Here is an 18,929-nt window from a genome sequence, read left to right on the forward strand (position 1 = left end):
AACGCGCACTGCACCGTTGCGTGCGAAGCGTAGCCGTCATGCCGGCCTACGCCCTCAGCCCTTTCAGCGGAGAGTTCCGCGACCCTGGAACGGAAGCCGCCTTCCGGACCGAGCGCCTGCCGGAGACAGCCCGGCAGGCGCGGCTCTTCCTGATCGCGTCGGCGGTCGTCAACACGATTTTTCTCGTGTCGGACTGGCGCTTCGCCGGCGATCCGCATTTCTGGGTCGCGGTGCCCGCGCGGCTCGCCGTGATCCTCGCCTCGCTCGCCTGCCTCGCGGCGGTGCTGCGGCTCCAGAGCAGCGGCCGGCTCGAGCACGCGATCGTGCTGTGGCAGATCGTCGTCTCGATCGCCGTCGGTCTCCTCGTGACGCCGCGGTCCGATCTCGCGCTGTTCGTGGTCGTGGTCCTGCCGACGATGTTCTACCTCGTCGTGCCCAATCACTTCCGCACGGCGCTCGCCACCGGCGCCTTCGCTTCGCTGTGCATGCTCGTCGGCTTCTCGGTGCTGGGCCAGGGGCCTCCGGGAGTCAGGACCACCGGGCTCGGGCTCTCGCTCGGCATGCTGATGCTCAACGTCGCGCTTCTCCTTGTCGTCAACCGCTCGAACCGGCTGCGCCGGCTCGAATGGGCGGCCACCCAGCGCGAGCGGCTCGCCAACGGCGAGCTCGCCCAGAGCCGCGAGATGTTCGAGCGGATGTTCCGCACGGTGCCGATCCCGCTCGTCGTCTCCGAGCGTGCCGGCGGGCGCGTGCTCGCCGTCAACGACGCCGGGCGTGGCTTCCTCGGGGAGACGGCGCCGGAGACCTGGGCCACGCCCGGCTTCTACGCCGATCCGGCGGACCGCGACCGCTTCGTCGCCGCGGTGGCGGCGCAGGGGCGCGTCGAGGGCTTCGAGACGCGCCTGCGCCGGCCCGATGGGGAGGAGCGCGACGTCCTGCTCGCGGCCTCCGCCATCGATATCGACGGGCGCGCGGCGCTGCTCGCCGCCGTCGTCGACATCACCGAGCGCAAGCTCGCGGAGGGCCGGGTCTGGCGCGCCGCCAACCACGATGCGCTCACAGGCCTGCCGAACCGCGCGCATTTCCAGGCCCGGCTCGAGGTGATCGCGGCGCGGGCCGCGTCCTGCGGAGGTGGTGGGGACGAAGGCGTCCGCCCGGGCGCGGCGCTCCTCCTCCTCGACCTCGACGGGCTCAAGGAGGTCAACGACACGCTCGGCCACGACGCCGGCGACGCGCTCCTCGTCGAGGTCGCCCGGCGGCTGCGCGCGGAGGTGGGGATGGACGACGTCGTGGCGCGGCTCGGCGGCGACGAGTTCGCGGTCGTCCTCGCCTCGGCCGGCCGGGCGGACGCCGAGAGGACGGCGGCGCGTCTGCTCGGCGCGATGCGCGCGCCGGTGCTCTTCCGCGACCGGGTCCTCGTCGGGCGCATCAGCATCGGTCTCGCGCTGTGCCCGGAGCACGACACGGCGCCGGGCGAGCTCGTCAAGGACGCCGATCTCGCGCTCTATGCCGCCAAGCAGGGCGGCCGCAACCGGCTCGTCCTCTACGAGCCGCGGCTGCGCGAGGGTTTCCAGCGGCGGGTGACGCTCCTTCGCGAAGTCGGCGACGCACTCGGGGCCGACGCGATCGAGCCGCACTATCAGCCGAAGGTGAGCCTGGAGACCGGCCGCGTGACCGGCTTCGAGGCGCTCGCCCGCTGGCGGCGCGGGGACGGCACCGTCGTCACGCCCCACGGCTTCGCCGCCGCCTTCGACGACCCCGAGCTCGCCGTCGCCATCGGCGAGCGCATGCGGGCACGCATCTGCGCCGACCTGCGCGAATGGATCGACGCGGGCCTCGCGTGCGGGCGCATCGCGGTCAATTTCGCCCCCGCCGAGTTCCGCAGGCCCGACCTCGCCCCGCGCGTCCTCTCCCAGCTCGCCCATGCCGGCGTGCCCGCTGCGCGCATCGACGTCGAGGTGACCGAGAGCGTCTTCCTGGGCCAGGGCGGCGAGGCGGTCGAGGCGACGCTGCGCGCCTTCCAGGAGGCGGGCATGCGCATCGCGCTCGACGATTTCGGCACGGGCTTCGCGTCGCTGACGCACCTCAAGCGCTTCCCCGTGGACGACATCAAGATCGACCGCAGCTTCGTGCGCGACCTGATCGAGGATCCCGACGACGCCGCGATCGCGTCCGCCGTGATCGAACTCGGCCGCGCCCTGGAGATCGCCGTGACGGCAGAGGGCGTGGAGACGCGGGCGCAGGCCGCCTTCCTCGCCGAGCGCGGCTGCGCCCAGGCCCAGGGCTGGCTCTTCGGCCGCCCGATGCCCGCGGGCGCGGTGGCGGAGTTCCTGCGGACGAGGGCGCAGGCGGCCGCCTGAAGCGCGCCTCAACGCCCCCGCATCTGCACCTGGATCAACCCCATCAGCACCGCATCGAGCGCTGTCACCCCGGCGAGCGTCCAGAGCAGCGCCGTCGGGCCCGCGGCCTCCAGCAGCCAGGCGGCGGCGAGCGGCGCCAGGGCGGCGACGAGGAGCTGGGGGAGGGCGAGACGGCCCATCAGCGCCGCGTAGCCGTGCGGGCCGAACAGCGCCAGCGGCAGGGTGCCCTTGACGATCGAGCGGATGCCGATGCCCGCGCCGTAGCAGACGAGGGCGAGGGGAAGAACCGCCCAGCCGAGGGCGAGGATCGCCACGCCCGTGAAGGTGAGGGCGGCGGAGGCGCCCGCCGTCCAGATCGGGTGGTAGCGCCGGCCGATCCACGCCTCGAGCACGCGTGCGCCCACCTGGGAGGGCCCGACCATCGCGGCGAGGCCGACCGCCGCGGCGAGCGTCAGGTCGCGCGCCTGCAGCAGGGTGATGAGGTGGACGGAGATCACCGCGGTCGCGATCCCGCTGACTGTGAGCGCGGCGGAGAGGGTGAGGCGCAGCAGGCGGTCGTCCCCGGCGGGCCGCGCCGCCGACGCCGCCTCGTCGCTGCCGGTCTTCTCGCCTCCCGCCGGCAGCGCCGGCGTCGCGACCGGCGCCGGCGCGGGTCGGCGCGGCAGGAGCGTGAGGTAGAGCGGCGCGATGACGAGGACGTGCATCGCGGCATAGGCGAAGCAGGCGCCGCGCCAGCCCAGCGTCTCGACCAGGAAGGCCGAGAGCGGCCAACCCACCGTCGAGGCGAAGCCGCCGAACAGGGTGAGCGCCGTGATCGCGGAGCGCGCCGTCGATCCGTAGAGGCGGCCGAGCGTCGCGAAGGCGGCGTCGTAGAGGCCCGCACCCATGCCGAGCCCGATCACCAGCCAGGCCGCGAGGTAGAGCGTCCGGCTCGTCGCGAGACCGAGCAGCGCGAGCCCCGCCGCCATCACCAGCGCCGAGCCCACGAGGACCGGCCGCCCTCCCGTCGCCTCGACCGCGCGCCCGACTCGCGGCGAGACGAGGCTCGCCGCGACGAGGCCGAGCGTCAGCCCGCCGACGACGAAGGTCTTCGGCCAGCCCGTGTCCGCGGCGATCACCGGCGCGAGCACGGCGAGCAGGTAGAAGGTCGAACCCCAGGCCAGGATCTGGGTGATGCCGAGCACGGTGATGACGATCGCGCGCGACGGCCGCGTCGGTGCGGTGGTCGCTTCGGGATCGGCGGCGGCGGTACTCGCGGGGGGAGGGCTCACGCGGCGGCTCCGCAGCAGCCTCCGGCGGTCGCCGGGGCGGGGGACGTGGTCGGGGACGAGGATGGCCTGGAGGCCGCGATCGGGAGGTGGGCGGCGTCGCCGCCGCAGCAGCCGCGTGCAGCCTCCGGCGCGGGCGCGCAGCAGGCGTCCGTGCCGTCGGCGAGATCGGTCGAGCACACGCCGGTCTTCGGCAGCGCCAGCTCGACCCGGTCCGCCTCCTCGAGCGCCCCCGCCAGGGCGGCGACGACGGAGCGGACCTGCTCGTAGCCGGTCATCATCAGGAAGGTCGGCGCGCGGCCGTAGCTCTTGGCGCCGACCACGTAGAGGCCGGGCTCGGGATGGGCGAGGGCCGCGTGCCCGTGCGGCGTGACGCTGCCGCAGGCGTGGACGTTGGGATCGATGTCGGCGGCGAGCGCCCGCGCGCATTCGAGCCACGGGTCGAGATCGACGCGCAGCTCGCGCAGGAAGCCGAGGTCGGGACGCTGGCCGGTGAGGGCGACGATGCGGTCGACGGGACCGATCGTGCGCCCCGCCTCGTCCGCCACGACGAGCGCGCCGTCGGCGTCCGCGCGCACGGACGCCGCGAGGAAGCCGGCCTCGAGCCGCACCCGGCCCTCCGAGACGAGCGTCCGGAGCCGGGCGCCGAGCGCGCCGCGGGCGGGGAGCTCGTCGCCCGCCCCACCGCCGAAAGCGCGGATCGGCCGCGCGCCGCGGATCGCCCACGCGACCGCGCCGGCGCCGGTCTCCGCCGCGAGGCGGGCGAGCTCGATGACCGCGTTCGCCGCCGAATGCCCCGCGCCGACCACGAGTGTGCGGGCGCCCTCGTAGTGCGCGCGGTCGCGGCCGAGCGGGTCGGGGATGCGGTAGGCGATGCGCGCCGTCCCTCCGACGGCACCCACTTCCTCGCCGAGCGCCGGGACGCCCGAGCCGCCGAGCGGGTTCGGCGTGCCCCAGGTCCCCGTCGCGTCGATCACGGCGCGTGCGGCGAGCCGCGTCCGTCGTCCGTCGGCATGGGCGACGTCGACGTGGAACGCCGCCTCCTCCCGCCGAGCGCTCCGCACCTTGTCCATCCCGGCGCGGGTCACGGCGAGGACGCGTGCGCCGGTCTCGATGCGGCCATGGGCGGCGAGCGCGTCGGCGAGGGGCGCGAGATAGCGCTCGGCGAGCTCGGCCCCGGTGGGCAGCGCGTCCGGATCGGGCTCGGCCCAGCCGGTCCGCGCGAGCAGCCGGCGCGCGGCCGCGTCGACATCGTAGCGCCAGGGCGAGAACAGGCGCACGTGTCCCCAGTCGCGCACGTGCGTGCCGACCGCGGCACCGGCCTCGATCACGACGAAGGGCAGGCCGCGCGCCGCGCAGTGGGCCGCGGCGGCGAGGCCGATCGGGCCGGCACCGATGATCGCGATGGGCAGATCCGGCGAGGCGGTTGGGGTGCTCATGGCGGTGCTCCTACGATGTCGATCGTTCCAGAATTTTCGAAATAGAGGAGCGCGAAAAAGCGCTACACGGCTTCCTCGCGCGCGCTCCGCGCAGACGCGGCCCCGCACCCCGCGTCGACGCAGCATTCCTGGGAGAGGAAGGCGACGAGCTCGTTCATGACGGGGTAGTTCGCGCGGCAGATCAGCGTCGTGCCCTGGCGCTCCTGCGTCACCAGCGCGACGCCCACGAGGGCGCGCAGGTGGTGCGAGAGCGTCGATGCGGGGATGCCGATGCGCTCCTGCAGCGCGCCGACGGGGAGCCCGCCGTCGCCGGCCCGTACGAGCACGCGATAGAGCGAGAGCCGGGTGGGATTTCCCAGGGCCTCGAGGCGCTTGGCGATGGTGAGCGTCGTATCCATGGTCGAAGGATGGACCGGACGGGGAGTGGTGTCAACCGTATTTCCGGAATTACCGAAGTAAGCCGCATGACGGAATTTTCCGGTGCCGCGCCGACCATCCTCAGATGATCGTCGCGCGCACCTTGGCGGAGACCCACTCCGAGACGACGACGGTCGCGAGGATCACGACGAAGATCACCGTCACCTCCGACCAGGCGAGGCGGGCCAGCGAGGAGTTGAGCTGCACGCCGATGCCGCCCGCGCCGACGAGGCCCAGCACCGCGGATTCGCGGATGTTGATGTCCCAGCGGAACACGGACACGCCGGCGAAGGTGGGCAGGATCTGCGGGACGATGGCGTAGTCGATCACCTGCGCCGCGCGCGCTCCGGTCGCCTTCACGGCCTCGACCTGGCTCTCGTCGATCTCCTCGATCGCCTCGTAGAGCAGCTTGCCGATGAAGCCGATCGAGCGCAGCCCGATGGCGATGATGCCGGCGAGCAGCCCCGGGCCGATGATCGCGACGAGCAGCAGCGCCCAGATCAGCGAGTTGATCGAGCGCGAGGCGACGATGACGAAGAGCGCGATCGGACGCGCGAAGGCGAGGCTCGGCGTGGTGTTGCGCGCCGCCAGGAAGGCGATCGGGACGGCGACGACGATGCCGAGCAGCGTCCCCAGCGTCGCGATGTTGAGCGTGTCCCAAAGGGGCGCCCAGAGCCGATCGAGGTAGGACCAGCGTGGCGGCCAGGCCCGGCCGAGCAGGTCCCCGGCCTGGCGGGGCGCGTCCTGGACGAAGAACCAGATCGTGTCCTGCGTCATCACCTGGAAGGCGAAGACGGTGAGCGCCACGAGGGCGAGCCAGCCGGCATAGGCGGCGAATTGCTGGCGCGTGGTACGGCGCGTCCAGACCGGGCGATCGGCGAGGCGGGAGACCGGCATCACTGGATCCGCTTGCGCAGCCAGCTCGAGGAATACTCGGCGGCCATGACGATGAGGATGATGAGGAGCAGCACCGCGGCGGCGGTGTCGTACTCGTAGCGGTCCATGGCGACGTTGAGCGTCGCGCCGATGCCGCCGGCGCCGACGATGCCGATCACCGCCGACTCGCGGAAGTTGATGTCGAGCCTGTACATCGAGAGCCCGACGAGGCGCGGCAGGACCTGGGGCTGGATGCCCCAGTTGAGCACCTGCCACCAGCTCGCGCCGGTGGCGCGCATCGCCTCCGCCTGCGCCTCGTCGATGTCCTCGATGTCCTCGGCGAGCAGCTTCGCCATGAAGCCGATCGTGGCGAAGGTCAGCGTCAGGAAGCCGGCGAAGGGACCGAAGCCGAACATGGCCACGAACAGGATCGCGATGATGATCTCCTGGAAGGAGCGCGACAGCGCGACGATGGCGCGACAGACGGCGTAGATCGGCAGGGGCGCGATGTTGCGCGCCGCACCGATGCCGATCGGGATGGAGAGGATCACGCCCGCGACGGTGGAGGTGAGCGTCATCGTCAGGCTTTCGACGAAGCCCTTGACGATGTCCCGCGAGCGGGAGGTGAAGTCCGGCGAGAAGAAGGCCTGCACGAAGCGCCAGCCCCGCTCCATGCCTTCCGCGACGCGCGTCCAGTTGACGTCGACGGTGGAGATCGCGAGCGCGAGGTAGACGACGAAGCCGCCGTAGACGACGAGCCGGAGCCAGGGACGCCGGATGAAGATCGGCGGGCGCTTCCAGCGGCGCCCGGCGAGCGGGGCGGAGCCGCCCGCGGCGAGCGGGGAGGGCGCGTTCATGCCGCGCCCGCTTTCGCACGCGCCTCGAAATCGGCGGCGTCGGCGGCGTCCTTGGCCGTGTCGTCCGCCTCCTTGCGCATCGCCTGCCAGTCCTCCGAGCCGTAGATGGCGGTGAGCGCCGCCTCGTCGAGCGCCTCGGGCGTGCCGTCGAACACGACCTCGCCGGCGCGCAGCCCGACGATCCGGTCGACGAACATCTTGGCGAGCAGCACGTCGTGGATGTTGATGATCGCCGGCAACTGCCGCTCGCGGCAGATCTCGCAGATGAGCCGCATGATCTGGCGCGAGGTCTTCGGGTCGAGCGAGGCGGTGGGCTCGTCCACGAGCAGCAGCTCGGGGTCCTGCTCGAGGGCGCGGGCGATGCCCACGCGCTGGCGCTGGCCGCCGGAGAGCGCGTCCGCGCGCTTGTCGACGTGGTCGGTGAGGCCGACGCGCTCGAGCAGGCCGAAGGCCTTGTCTACGTCGGCTTGGGGAAAGCGGCGCAGGAAGGAGCGCCAGAACGGCACGTAGCCGAGCCGTCCGGAGAGGACGTTCTCCATGACGGTGAGGCGTTCCACGAGCGCGTATTCCTGGAAGATCATGCCGATGCGTCGGCGCACCCGCCGCAAGTCGCCGCGGCCGGCGCGGGTGATCTCGCGATCGCCGAGGAAGACCTTCCCGGATGTGGGCTCGACCAGGCGGTTCACGCAGCGGATCAGCGTCGACTTGCCGGCGCCGGACGGGCCGATCAGGCCCACGACCTGGCCCGAGGGCACCTCGAAGGAGACATCGGTCAGGGCCTTGTCCCCGGTCTTGTAGCGCTTGGTCAGGCCCTCGACGCGCAGCATGCGGCGCTCTCCCGGTAATGCGAAAACGACGGCGCCCCGGGGCCCGCCGGGCCCGGCGCGCCGGATAGGCGAATCAGTTGCAGGTGTACTCGACGCCGTTCGCCTCGTCGATCTGGCGGATCACCGCCCAATCCTCCTGGAAGGTGATCGGGATGAACTGATCCTCGCCGTTGCGGCCGAACTCCTCGGCCAGCGGCGTGCCCTCCCAGTCGTAGGAGAAGAAGGCCTCCTGGATGGCCTCCTGCAGCTCGGGCGTGAGGTTGTAGACCACGCCGTAGCCGGTCGTCGGGAAGGTCTGCGAGGTGTAGATCACCGACAGCTGGTCCTCGGAGACGACGTCACGATCGATCATGCGCGCCTTGACCGAGTTGGCGATCGCGGCGGCCGGATAGTCCTTGTTGGCGACGCCGAGGATCGAGTTGTCGTGCGCGCCCGAGAAGACCGGCTCGTAATCCGTTCCGGCGACCATGCCGAACTCGCTCGCCAGCAGGGCCGAAGGGGCCTTGAAGCCCGAGTTCGACGTCTCGGAGGTGAAGGCCATCTGCTTGCCGCGGATGTCCTCGACGCTCTCGATGCCCGAGCCCGGATAGGTGATGATCTCCATCTCGTAGCCGAAGGAGCCGTCCTCGGCCGCCATCATGGCGAAGGGACGGAAGCCCGCGCAGGCCACGGCGATGGGGTTCGAGCCCGTGTTGAAGCCCGCGATGTGCAGGCGCCCGGCGCGCATGGCCTCGAGCTGAGCGGCATTCGACTGCACGGGGAAGAACTGCACCGGCCTGCCGGTGGCCTCCTCGAGATGGGTGAGGAAGTCGGCCCAGACCTCGGCGTACACCGCGGGGTCCTCGACCGGGGTGTAGGCGAAGACCAGCGTGTCGGGATCGACGAGCTGCGAGGCATCGGTCGGGATGTCGGCGATCATGTCGCCGTCGGCGTCGGTGAAGCGCGAGTCGAGCGCGAACTCGGCCTGGGCGGCGCCCGTCGCGACGAGCAGCGCCGCGGCGGCGGCGAAGGTGCGGAAGTACATCGGCGTGACCCCTGTCGATTACGGCCGATCACCGGCGCCGCGCGCGGCTCGCGCGACGTCCCGTGCGGCTCTTGCCCCGGAGTAGTTTCCGACGATGACAGGTCCGTGACAAGCCTGCGGCTACGGGCTCCCGGATCGTCACGTCGGGCGGCGCGCCGAAGCTTGCCTTCGCGGGCGGTTCGGATAGAAGCCGCAGCGGGGCCGCCCCCGCGGGCCCGGGAGTGACGCCGATGGCCTTCGCCCTGCGCCTCGCGCGCGGCATCGACGCCCTGAACGAGCGCATCGCGCGGCTCGCGGCGTGGCTCGTCGTCGCAGCCGTGGCGATCTCGGCGGGCAACGCGATCTCGCGCAAGGCCTTCTCGCTCTCCTCGAACGCCTGGCTCGAGGCGCAATGGTACCTGTTCGGGGCGGTGTTCCTGCTCGGCGCCTCGTGGACCCTGAAGCGGAACGAGCACGTGCGAATCGACGTCGTCTCCTCGCGGCTCTCGCCGCGTGCCCGCGGCTGGATCGACGTCGTCGGCCACACGCTGTTCCTGATCCCCTTCGCGCTCGTCCACGTGATCACGGCCGTGCCGTTCTTCCTGCTCTCCTGGCGGACGGGGGAGGTCTCGGCGAACGCGGGCGGGCTGCCGCTGTGGCCGGCGAAGATCCTCGTGCTCGTCGGCTTCTCGATGCTGCTGGCGCAGGGCGTCTCCGAACTCGTCAAGAAGATCGCGGTCCTGGGCGGGGCGCCGCCCGACGAGGCCCAGGGCGGGCCGCCCGTGTCCGGGTTCGGGTCATGAGCGCCGTCCTCGTCGAGAACCTCGCGCCGATCATGTTCGGCTCGCTCGTCCTGTTCATGCTGCTCGGCTACCCGATCGCCTTCTCGCTGGCGGCGCTCGGGCTCGGCTTCGGCTTCCTGGGGATCGAGCTCGGCCTGTTCGCGCCGGGCTTCTTCCAGGCGCTGCCGGACCGCGTCTTCGGCGCGATGGCGAACGAGACGCTGCTCGCGATCCCGTTCTTCACCTTCATGGGCATCGTGCTCGAGCGCTCGCGCATGGCCGAGGACCTGCTCGACACGATGGGTCAGCTGTTCGGCTCGGTGCGCGGGGGGCTCGCCTACGCCGTGATCTTCGTGGGCGCGCTGCTGGCGGCGACGACGGGCGTGGTCGCCGCCGCGGTGATCTCGATGGGGCTGATCTCGCTGCCGATCATGCTCCGGTACGGCTACGACCGGCGCCTCGCCACGGGCGTGATCGTGGCATCCGGCACGCTCGCGCAGATCCTGCCGCCCTCCCTCGTGCTGATCGTGCTCGCCGACCAGCTCGGCCGCTCGGTGGGGGACATGTATGCCGGCGCCATGCTGCCGGCGCTGATGCTGACGGCGGCCTTCGCGCTCTACGTGTTCGTCAATTCGCTGCTGCGCCCCGCCATGGCGCCGCCGCTGCCGAAGGAGGCGAGACGCCTGGGTACGGGGATCGCCTCGCTGCTCGTCCTCGCCGCCGCGGCGATCGGCGTCGGCTGGGGCGCGACGCTCTGGTTCGAAGGCCGCGTCGAGCAGGCGCCCTACGTCTGGGGCGCCGCGGCGGGCGTGCTCCTCGCCTTCGCGGTCGCCTGGGCGAACCGGCGGCTGAAGCTCGGCGTGCTGTCCCGGCTCGCAGAGCAGGTGACGCTGGTGCTGGTGCCGCCGCTCGCTCTGATCTTCCTCGTGCTCGGCACGATCTTCGTGGGCCTCGCCACGCCCACCGAGGGCGGCGCCATGGGGGCCGTCGGCGCGCTCGCGCTCGCGGTGCTCAAGGGGCGCCTGTCGCTGCGGCTCACCCGCGAGGCGGCGGAATCGACGCTGCGGCTCTCGGCCTTCGTCATGTTCGTGCTGATCGGCGCGCGGGTGTTCTCGCTCACCTTCTACGGGGTGAGCGGCCACATCTGGGTAAAGGACCTGCTCTTGGCGCTGCCGGGCGGGGAGGCGGGGTTCCTGCTCTTCGTCGGCCTGACCGTCTTCTTCCTCGGCTTCTTCCTGGACTTCTTCGAGATCGTCTTCATCCTCGTGCCGCTGCTCGTCGCGCCGGCGCAGGCGCTCGGCATCGATCTCGTATGGTTCGGCGTGCTGCTCGCGGTGAACTTCCAGACCTCGTTCCTCACGCCACCGTTCGGATTCTCGCTGTTCTACCTGCGCTCGGTGACCCCCAGCGGCGAATACGAGGATGCGGTGACGGGCGCGCGGGTGCGCGGGGTCGACACGCTGGAGATCTACCGCGGCGTGATCCCCTTCGTGGCGATCCAGGTCATGATGATCGTCGTCGTCTACCTCGCGCCCGGCCTCGTGACGCACTACCGCTCGGACGCGCCGGTCCTCGACGAGGACCAGGTGCGCGAGCGGCTCGACCGTCTGATCATGCCGGGCCTCGGCGACGGGGGAGGGGGACCCGGCGGCGGCTTCGGCCCCGGTTTCGGCCCGCCGCAGATGCCGAGCTTCGCGCCGCCGGCTCCGCCGCAGTGACGCTCATGCGCCCGAGCGCAAGGCACGCTCGATCGCAGCCAGGATCCGCGGGTCGGTCGGTGCCGTGGGCGTGAAGAACGCGGCGGCCAGCGTGCCGTCCGGGGCGACGAGGTACTTGTGATAATTCCACCGCGGCGCCTCGCCGGGGCGCTCGCGCGCGGCCCAGGCGTAGAACGGGTGCGCCGCCGCGCCGACGACATGCGTGCGCGCCGCGAGTGGGAAGGCGACGCCCCAGGTGCCCTGGCAGAAGGCGGCGATGGCGGCGTCGTCGGCGAGCTCCTGGCGGAAGTCGTTCGACGGCACGCCGATGACGACGAGCCCACGCGGCCCGTAGCGCTCGTGCAGCGTCTGCAGGCCCGCGAGCTGGTTCACGAAACCGCAGCGCGAGGCGGTGTTGACGACGAGGATCGGCCGGCCGGCGAAGGCGGCGAGGTCGATGCGGCCGCCGTCGATGGCGTCGAAGGAGAAGGCGTGGGCCGTGGGGCGCGAGGCGAGGGCGGCGTCCCCGGCCTGCCCGTCGGCGGCACGCGCGGCGTGGGTGGTCGCGGCGAAGGCGAGCAGAAGCGCCGGAGCGAGGGCGACGGCGGACGCGAGTGCGATCGATCTCAGTGAGCGTTTCGGCACGGGGAACCTCCCGAGGCATCTCCAGGACGGCACCGCCCGAGAGGGGCCGCTACACGGAGATGGTGCGCGCCGCCTCGCCGTAAAGCCGCGCGCAGGACTCTCAGAGCGCGACCCAGAGCCCCACCCCGGCCACGGCGCCGAGCGCGAGCCAGATCGCCGTCGTCGCGCTCCGGCCCCGCGGCACGGGGGCGGCCTCCTCGGCGCTCCAGGCGAAGGCCTCGCCCGCGGATTGCGCGGCGCGCTTGAGATGGGAGGCGTGCGCGTCGAGCGCGACGGCCTTGGTCTCGATGCGGGGATCGGGTGCGCGCGGGGAACGCGCGGCGGCGCTCGTGCGGCGGCTCGACGGGATCGTCGTCATGACCTCCTCCACCCGACGGCGGCGGTGTCCCGCCCCGTGGCCTCGCGCGTCGCCCACCCGGCATCGATCTTGTTGCTTGCCGATGACGCTAGCACGACATCGTAAACGAGACGAGATCCGTCGCAGCGCGGATCGCGGGGGTCGGGACGGGTCCGCGGCGTTGCCAGCGGCGACGCGCGACCCTAGAACTCGGACGCATCCCCCGAATCGCTCAAGGAGTGCGCATGGCAGAGGCCGACGACACGCTCGCGCCCGAGACGGCGCCGCTCGGCCCCTCCGAGCCCGCGCCGCCGCCCGTCTTCCGCGACGAGGAGCACGGCGGCGTCTCCCGCGGCTTTCTCGAGGCGGTGCGCGAGGCGCTGGAGGCGCAGGACGCGGAGCGCCTGCGCGCGCTCGTCGGCGACCTGCACGAATCCGATCTCGGCGACCTGATCGAGGCGCTCTACCAGGAGGAGCGCCTCGCCCTCATGGTCCTGTTCGGGCCGGACCTCGACTTCACGGCGCTCACCGAGGTCGACGAGACCATCCGCGTCGCGCTGCTGCGCGAGCTGCCCACCACGCTCGTCGTCGAGGGCATGCGCGAGCTCGACATCGACGACGCCGTCTACATCCTCGAGGACCTCGGCGACGAGGAGAAGTTCGAGATCCTCCAGCAGCTGCCCGTGATGGAGCGGGCGGCGCTGCAGCGCTCGCTCGACCTGCCCGAGAACGCGGCCGGCCGGCGCATGCAGACGCAGTTCATCGCCGTGCCCCCGTTCTGGACGGTGGGGCAGACGATCGACTTCATGCGTGAGAGCCAGGACCTGCCGGAGACGTTCTACGAGATCTACGTCGTCGACCCCACGGTGCGGCTCAAGGGCTCGGTCTCGCTCGACCGCATCCTGCGCACGCAGCGCCCCAAGCGCATCGCCGAGATCATGAACCCGGCCGAGCACGCGATCCTCGCCACGGACACGCAGGAGGAGGCGGCGCGCGTCTTCCAGCGCTACAACCTCGTCGCCGCCGCCGTGGTGGACGCAGCCGGCCGCATGGTCGGCGTCATCACCGTCGACGACATCGTAGACGTGCTGGAGGAGGAGGCGGACGCCGACATCAAGGCGCTGGGCGGCGTCAAGGCGGATGAGGAGCTCTCGGATTCGGTGTGGTACATCACCCGCTCGCGCTTCACCTGGCTGTTCGTCAACCTGCTCACCGCGATCCTCGCCTCGGTCGTCATCGGCGTGTTCGCGGACGCGTTGGAGCAGATGGTGGCGCTCGCCGTGCTGATGCCGATCGTCGCCTCCATGGGAGGCAACGCCGGGACGCAGACCATGACGGTCGCCGTGCGTGCGCTCGGGACGCGTCAGCTCAGCCGCGCCAACGCCATGCGCATCGTGCGCCGCGAGATGGTCGTGGGCCTCCTCAACGGCACCGCCTTCGCGGTGGTGATGGGGATCATCGCGGCGGTCTGGTTCGACCTGCCGAGCCTGGGGCCCGTGATCGGCCTCGCGCTCGTGATCACGCTCGTCTCCGCGGCGTTCGGCGGAATCGTCATCCCGCTCCTGCTCGACCGCTTCAAGATCGACCCGGCGGTCTCGTCGGGTCCGTTCGTGACGACGGTCACCGACGTGGTCGGCTTCTTCGCCTTCCTGGGGATCGCGAGCGTCTGGTTCGGGATCTGAGGCGTTCGCTCGCCGGGAAGCGTCGTCGCAGGCTCGCTTTTCCGCGCCGTGGCGCTATCGTCTTAACCGGATCGTAGGGATCGCCGAACGAATCCTCGGCGCCGTGCGTCCCCGTCCGGAAGTTCCCATGCCCTTCGCGTCAGCCCGCGCCTTCGCCCGCCTCGCCGCGCTCGCCCTCGGCCTCGCCGTCGCGAGCTGCTCGATCGCGCCGGACTTCTATCCGGCCAAGGGCGACAACGATCCCCATCCCGGGGTGCGGCGCGTCCACGCGCTGCCGGTGCACGGCATCGACGTCTCGCGCTGGCAGGGCAACGTCGACTGGCACCGCGTACGCCAGGCCGGGACCCGGTTCGCCTTCATCAAGGCGACGGAGGGCGGCGACCACCTCGACCCGAAGTTCCGCGAGAACTGGGAGGGCGCCCGCCGCGCCGGCGTCCCGCGCGGCGCCTACCACTTCATCTTCTGGTGCCGCCCCGCCCACGAGCAGGCGCAATGGTTCATCGACAACGTGCCCAACGAGCCGGACATGCTGCCCCCCGTGCTCGACATGGAGTGGAACAACCATTCCCGGCTGTGCACCCGCCGGGTGCCGCGCGAGGAGGCGCTGGAGAAGACGCGCATCATCCTCGCCATGCTCCACCGGCACTACGGCCGCCTGCCGATCATCTACACCGACATCAACTTCCACCGCGACGTGCTCCAGGGCGAGCATTTCGACGCCACCTTCTGGCTGCGCTCGGTGGCCGCCGAGCCGCACGAGCGCTACCGCGACCGTCGCTGGACCTTCTGGCAATGGACGCAGACCGGCACGGTGCCGGGCGTGCGCGGCGAGGTGGACCGCAACGCCTTCTACGGCAGCGAGCGGGAGTGGCAGCAGTTCCTCGCCAGCGACTGCGACCCGCGCGACCGGCCGCGCTACGAGGCGCTGGGCTATTGCCGCGACAAGGGGGTTTGACGGGGCGGGCGACGGGGGGCGTCAGATCCAGCGCCGCACCCGCGCCGCGTAGGCCTGCCACTGCGCTCCGAAGCGCCGCGCGAGGTGCGCCTCCTCGCGCTCGATGGCGAGCTTCTGGACCGAGAAGGCCGCCACGACGGCGAAGCCGACGAGCCAGAGGTTGTCGAAGACGAGGCCGAGCCCCGCCACGAGCATCGAGTTGCCGAGGTAGATCGGGTTGCGCGAGAACCGGAAGGGTCCCGACGTCACGAGCGCCTTCGCACCGCGGTGCGGCAGGATGGTGGTGCGCGCCCGCGAGAAGGTCGACGCCGTCCACAGGTCGAGCCCGAGCCCGCCGAGGATCATGGCGACGCCGAGCACGCCGAGCGCCATCCCCCCGCCGTGGCTGGTGGGGGCGAGGTTCCGCTCGATCGTGAACCCGGCGACGATCGCGGCGAGATAGACGATCGGTGGCCAGGGCCAGCGGTTGGGGGCGTCGTTCTCGGCCGGGCTCATCGCGCGTCTCCTGGCGCCGGCGCGACCACCGGACCGGTGACACGCCACGCCCGCCTGATATAACCCGCTCGAGAGCAATCGCGCGAGGAGCGCCCCCGATGATCCCCAACGCCGCACCCGCTTTCGACTTCGACCTCGGCGAGACCGCCGACGCCATCCGCGAGAGCGTCGCCGCCTTCGCGCAGGAGACGATCGCCCCGCGCGCCGCCGAGATCGACCGCACCAACCAGTTCCCCCGCGATCTGTGGGTGCCCATGGGCGAGATGGGCCTGCACGGCATCACCATCGCGGAGGAGGACGGCGGCACAGGGCTCGGCTATCTCGAGCACGTCGTGGCGATGGAGGAGATCTCCCGCGCGTCCGCCTCGGTGGGGCTGTCCTACGGCGCCCACTCGAACCTGTGCATCAACCAGATCGGGCGCAACGGCACCAAGTCGCAGAAGGAGAAGTACCTCCCCAAGCTGATGTCCGGCGAGCACGTCGGCGCGCTCGCGATGTCGGAGCCCGGGGCGGGCTCGGACGTCGTCTCGATGCGCACCCGCGCGGACCGCAAGGGCGACCGCTTCGTGCTCAACGGCACCAAGATGTGGATCACCAACGGGCCGATCGCGGAGACGCTCGTCGTCTACGCCAAGACCGACCCGGACGCCGGCCCGAAGGGCATCACCGCCTTCCTGATCGAGAAGGGGATGACGGGCTTCTCGACGCACCAGAAGCTCGACAAGCTGGGCATGCGCGGCTCGGACACCTGCGAGCTCGTCTTCGAGGATTGCGAGGTGCCCGAGGAGAACGTGCTCGGCGAGGTCGGCCGGGGCGTGCGGGTGCTGATGTCGGGGCTCGATTACGAGCGCGCCGTGCTGGCGGCGGGCCCGCTCGGCATCATGCAGGCGGCGATGGACATCGTCATGCCCTACGTCCACGAGCGCAAGCAGTTCGGCCAGCCGATCGGCACGTTCCAGCTCGTCCAGGGCAAGGTCGCCGACATGTACGTGCGCATGAACGCGGCGAAGGCCTACGTCTACGCGGTCGCCAAGGCCTGCGACCGCGGCCGCACCACCCGCGAGGACGCCGCCGGCGCCATCCTCTACGCGGCCGAACTCGCCACCCAGATCGCGCTCGACGCGATCCAGCTGCTCGGCGGCAACGGCTACATCAACGAGTACCCCACCGGCCGCCTCCTGCGCGACGCCAAGCTCTACGAGATCGGCGCCGGCACGAGCGAGATCCGCCGGATGCTGATCGGGCGGGAGCTGTTCGAGAAGACCGCGTGAGGGGGAAGACACGCGGCGGGAGGAAACTCCCGCCGCCGGCGTCGTCACGTTCGCCAGGACCTTCAGTCTTTCAGCGGGACGACGTAGTGCTCGATTCGCGCGACGAACTCCATTTCGGTCATCCGCCCGAGCACGAGCGAGACGACCTCGTCGCCCCAGATCGCGCGGTCGGGAATGTCCACTGCATAGCCGTTCAGCTCGAGGAACATGTTGAGTGCAGTGAAGGCGGTTCGCTTGTTGCCCTGTGCGAACGGATGATTCGGCGCGATCGCGAGGAGAAGGCACACGCCGAGGACGAGCACGTCCTCCTCGCCCTCGTAAAGGCGCCTGTTCCGCGGAGCGTCGAGCCCGCTTTCCAGCATGTCCGGTCTCGCCAGCGCGAACAATTCACCCGTCTCCGCCACCTCGGCTTCGTTGATCGCCACGACGTCTGCGACGTTCAGCCAGTTCGGCTCCATGGTTCGCCCGGTGACTCCGCCAAGCGAGCCCTGATGTTCGGGAACTTGGCCATGACCTTGTCGCGCAGGGCGTCCCGGTCTACGCCCACGGCCGGTCTCGCCGGCCGCTTCGGAGCGCCGGGTGCAGAGCCGACGGCCGCCCCTTCGCCGCCGCCGGAGTGGCCCGGCGTCGTGACGCTCGTCGACATCTCGTCCCGCTTACGCTCGGCCACGCACGGACCTCCAGTTTTCACCGTTGCACAATAGCGCACCAACGCCGACGCCGTCCACCGGTTCTGCGCACTGCGGAACACGCCGTTGACATCTAGGATGAGAGAAATATTCTCTCATCATGGAAATCGCCGCCACACTCCCCGACCGCATCCGCGCCGCCCGGCGCGCGCGCAACATGACGCTCGAGGCGCTCGCGGAGGCCTCCGGCGTGTCCCGCGCGGCCTTGTCCAAGATCGAGCGCGGCGAGGCGAGCCCGACCGCGGCGCTGCTCGCACGGATCGCCGCGGGGCTCGGCACCAGCGTCGCGTCGCTGTTCTCGGATGGTGGAGAGAACGGGGAGGCCGGCGGCGCGCCGCTCTCCCGAGCGGGGGACCAGCCCGCCTGGACGGACCCCCAGAGCGGCTACGTCCGCCGCAACGTCTCGCCGCCGTCCGCCCGCGGCGCGGCAGAGATCGTCGACGTGACCTTTCCGCCCGGCGGGCGCGTCGTCCTCGACAACGCGCTCGGCTTCCACGGCCTCGCCCAGCAGGTCTGGCTGATCGAGGGCCGGCTCGATCTGACGGTCGGCGAGGAGACCACGCGGCTCGAGGCCGGCGACTGCCTGTTCATGCGCCTCGACGCGCCCATCGCCTTCCTCAATCCCGGTGAGACGCCCGCCCGCTACGCGGTCGTGCTCTCGCGCCTGCCCGCCCGAGGGACGCCTGCGCCATGACCGCGTTCACCATCCGCCGCCTCGACGCCGCGGCGGCCCGTGCCGCCTGCGACGCGCTCGCCGACATCCACCGCGCCTGCGTCGCGGACGGCGCCTCGGTCTCCCTGATGGCGGACACGCCCCGCGAGGAGGCGCTCGCGTTCTGGCAGGGCGTCGCGGAGAGCGTCGCCGCGGGCGGCACCATCCTGCTCGTCGCCGAGGACGGAGACGGGCGGGCGCGCGGCACGGTGCAGGTCTCCTTCGCCGACAAGCCGAACCAGCCCCATCGCGGCGACCTCGCCAAGATGCTCGTCCACCCGGACGCGCAGGGCAGGGGCCTCGGCGCCGCCCTCCTCGCCGCCGCCGAGCGCGAGGCGCTGGCGGCGGGGCGCTGGCTGCTGGTGCTGGACACGACCCCGGGCACCCCCGCCGAGCGCCTCTACACGCGCGGCGGATGGGAGCCGGTGGGGGTGATCCCCGATTTCGCCCTGTGGCCGCAGGGCGGGCTCGGAGCGACGAAGCTGTTCTACAAGGATCTGCGGGGTCGGTGACGGGATCGAGCGGATTCGCGGCGCGCATGCGGCGCGCGCCCTCGTCCACCCCTGCGGGGAGGAGCCGGTCGGCGGCCTTCATTCGCCGTTCGTGATCCGCGTCAC

The 18,929-nt window shown here is 71.7% G+C and carries 19 protein-coding genes; 8 read left to right on the forward strand and 11 right to left on the reverse strand.

Annotated features, from left to right (window positions below; genetic code table 11):
• Positions 1-38: 38 nt before the first annotated feature.
• Complete coding sequence (locus AB9M23_RS03840; protein ID WP_372422661.1) at positions 39-2,360, forward strand: putative bifunctional diguanylate cyclase/phosphodiesterase; 2,322 nt, start codon at positions 39-41, stop codon at positions 2,358-2,360.
• Positions 2,361-2,368: 8 nt separating this feature from the next.
• On the opposite strand, the gene AB9M23_RS03845 is transcribed toward AB9M23_RS03840, so the two are convergent.
• From AB9M23_RS03845 to phnD, 7 genes are all read right to left on the reverse strand, one after another.
• Complete coding sequence (locus AB9M23_RS03845) at positions 2,369-3,631, reverse strand: MFS transporter (protein ID WP_372422662.1); 1,263 nt, start codon at positions 3,629-3,631, stop codon at positions 2,369-2,371.
• On the reverse strand, positions 3,628-5,067 hold the full coding sequence (locus tag AB9M23_RS03850) for an NAD(P)-binding domain-containing protein (protein ID WP_372422664.1): 1,440 nt from the start codon (positions 5,065-5,067) through the stop codon (positions 3,628-3,630). Before AB9M23_RS03850 ends, AB9M23_RS03845 begins: the two co-directional genes overlap by 4 nt.
• Before the next feature lie 62 nt (positions 5,068-5,129).
• Complete coding sequence (locus AB9M23_RS03855; RefSeq protein WP_372422666.1) at positions 5,130-5,465, reverse strand: ArsR/SmtB family transcription factor; 336 nt, start codon at positions 5,463-5,465, stop codon at positions 5,130-5,132.
• A 100-nt stretch (positions 5,466-5,565) separates the two neighbouring features.
• Positions 5,566-6,381 (reverse strand): phosphonate ABC transporter, permease protein PhnE, encoded by an 816-nt coding sequence (gene phnE / locus AB9M23_RS03860; protein ID WP_372422668.1) that lies wholly within the window; start codon positions 6,379-6,381, stop codon positions 5,566-5,568.
• A complete protein-coding gene (gene phnE, locus AB9M23_RS03865; protein ID WP_372422670.1) occupies positions 6,381-7,217 on the reverse strand; it encodes a phosphonate ABC transporter, permease protein PhnE in 837 nt (278 codons plus the stop codon). Before phnE (AB9M23_RS03865) ends, phnE (AB9M23_RS03860) begins: the two co-directional genes overlap by 1 nt.
• Positions 7,214-8,044, reverse strand: a complete 831-nt coding sequence (gene phnC / locus AB9M23_RS03870) for a phosphonate ABC transporter ATP-binding protein (RefSeq protein WP_372422672.1) — start codon at positions 8,042-8,044, stop codon at positions 7,214-7,216. The genes phnE (AB9M23_RS03865) and phnC overlap by 4 nt, the downstream gene beginning before the upstream one ends.
• A 73-nt stretch (positions 8,045-8,117) precedes the next feature.
• Positions 8,118-9,068: a phosphate/phosphite/phosphonate ABC transporter substrate-binding protein gene (phnD, locus tag AB9M23_RS03875; RefSeq protein ID WP_372422673.1), complete on the reverse strand. Its 951-nt coding sequence runs from the start codon at positions 9,066-9,068 to the stop codon at positions 8,118-8,120.
• A 230-nt stretch (positions 9,069-9,298) separates the two neighbouring features.
• Here phnD and AB9M23_RS03880 point away from each other — a divergent pair, with 230 nt between their 5' ends.
• Positions 9,299-9,850, forward strand: a complete 552-nt coding sequence (locus tag AB9M23_RS03880) for a TRAP transporter small permease subunit (RefSeq protein WP_372422675.1) — start codon at positions 9,299-9,301, stop codon at positions 9,848-9,850.
• Positions 9,847-11,547, forward strand: a complete 1,701-nt coding sequence (locus AB9M23_RS03885; RefSeq protein ID WP_372422677.1) for a TRAP transporter large permease — start codon at positions 9,847-9,849, stop codon at positions 11,545-11,547. Before AB9M23_RS03880 ends, AB9M23_RS03885 begins: the two co-directional genes overlap by 4 nt.
• Positions 11,548-11,550: 3 nt before the next feature.
• On the opposite strand, the gene AB9M23_RS03890 is transcribed toward AB9M23_RS03885, so the two are convergent.
• Complete coding sequence (locus tag AB9M23_RS03890) at positions 11,551-12,171, reverse strand: glutathione peroxidase (protein ID WP_372422678.1); 621 nt, start codon at positions 12,169-12,171, stop codon at positions 11,551-11,553.
• Positions 12,172-12,271: 100 nt separating this feature from the next.
• Positions 12,272-12,529: a hypothetical protein gene (locus AB9M23_RS03895; RefSeq protein WP_372422679.1), complete on the reverse strand. Its 258-nt coding sequence runs from the start codon at positions 12,527-12,529 to the stop codon at positions 12,272-12,274.
• Positions 12,530-12,753: 224 nt separating this feature from the next.
• Here AB9M23_RS03895 and mgtE point away from each other — a divergent pair, with 224 nt between their 5' ends.
• Complete coding sequence (gene mgtE / locus AB9M23_RS03900) at positions 12,754-14,190, forward strand: magnesium transporter (RefSeq protein WP_372422680.1); 1,437 nt, start codon at positions 12,754-12,756, stop codon at positions 14,188-14,190.
• A gap of 127 nt (positions 14,191-14,317) precedes the next feature.
• Positions 14,318-15,145 carry a glycoside hydrolase family 25 protein gene (locus AB9M23_RS03905; protein WP_372422681.1) on the forward strand — a complete coding sequence of 276 codons (828 nt, stop codon included), beginning with the start codon at positions 14,318-14,320 and terminating at the stop codon, positions 15,143-15,145.
• Positions 15,146-15,166: 21 nt separating this feature from the next.
• Here AB9M23_RS03905 and AB9M23_RS03910 read toward each other — a convergent pair whose 3' ends face one another.
• Positions 15,167-15,640, reverse strand: coding sequence for a methyltransferase family protein (locus AB9M23_RS03910; protein WP_372422683.1), 474 nt, complete (start codon positions 15,638-15,640; stop codon positions 15,167-15,169).
• Positions 15,641-15,738: 98 nt separating this feature from the next.
• Between AB9M23_RS03910 and AB9M23_RS03915 the strand changes: the two genes are divergently transcribed.
• Positions 15,739-16,911 carry an isovaleryl-CoA dehydrogenase gene (locus tag AB9M23_RS03915; RefSeq protein ID WP_372422684.1) on the forward strand — a complete coding sequence of 391 codons (1,173 nt, stop codon included), beginning with the start codon at positions 15,739-15,741 and terminating at the stop codon, positions 16,909-16,911.
• Between the two features lie 62 nt (positions 16,912-16,973).
• Here AB9M23_RS03915 and AB9M23_RS03920 read toward each other — a convergent pair whose 3' ends face one another.
• Positions 16,974-17,369 carry a type II toxin-antitoxin system death-on-curing family toxin gene (locus AB9M23_RS03920; RefSeq protein WP_372422685.1) on the reverse strand — a complete coding sequence of 132 codons (396 nt, stop codon included), beginning with the start codon at positions 17,367-17,369 and terminating at the stop codon, positions 16,974-16,976.
• 331 nt (positions 17,370-17,700) lie between these two features.
• Here AB9M23_RS03920 and AB9M23_RS03925 point away from each other — a divergent pair, with 331 nt between their 5' ends.
• On the forward strand, positions 17,701-18,294 hold the full coding sequence (locus AB9M23_RS03925) for a helix-turn-helix domain-containing protein (protein ID WP_372422686.1): 594 nt from the start codon (positions 17,701-17,703) through the stop codon (positions 18,292-18,294).
• Positions 18,291-18,824 (forward strand): GNAT family N-acetyltransferase, encoded by a 534-nt coding sequence (locus tag AB9M23_RS03930; protein WP_372422687.1) that lies wholly within the window; start codon positions 18,291-18,293, stop codon positions 18,822-18,824. The genes AB9M23_RS03925 and AB9M23_RS03930 overlap by 4 nt, the downstream gene beginning before the upstream one ends.
• The last annotated feature ends 105 nt before the right edge of the window (positions 18,825-18,929 follow it).

The sequence above is a fragment of the Salinarimonas chemoclinalis genome (assembly GCF_041514305.1).
GTDB classification, from domain to species: domain Bacteria; phylum Pseudomonadota; class Alphaproteobacteria; order Rhizobiales; family Beijerinckiaceae; genus Salinarimonas; species Salinarimonas chemoclinalis.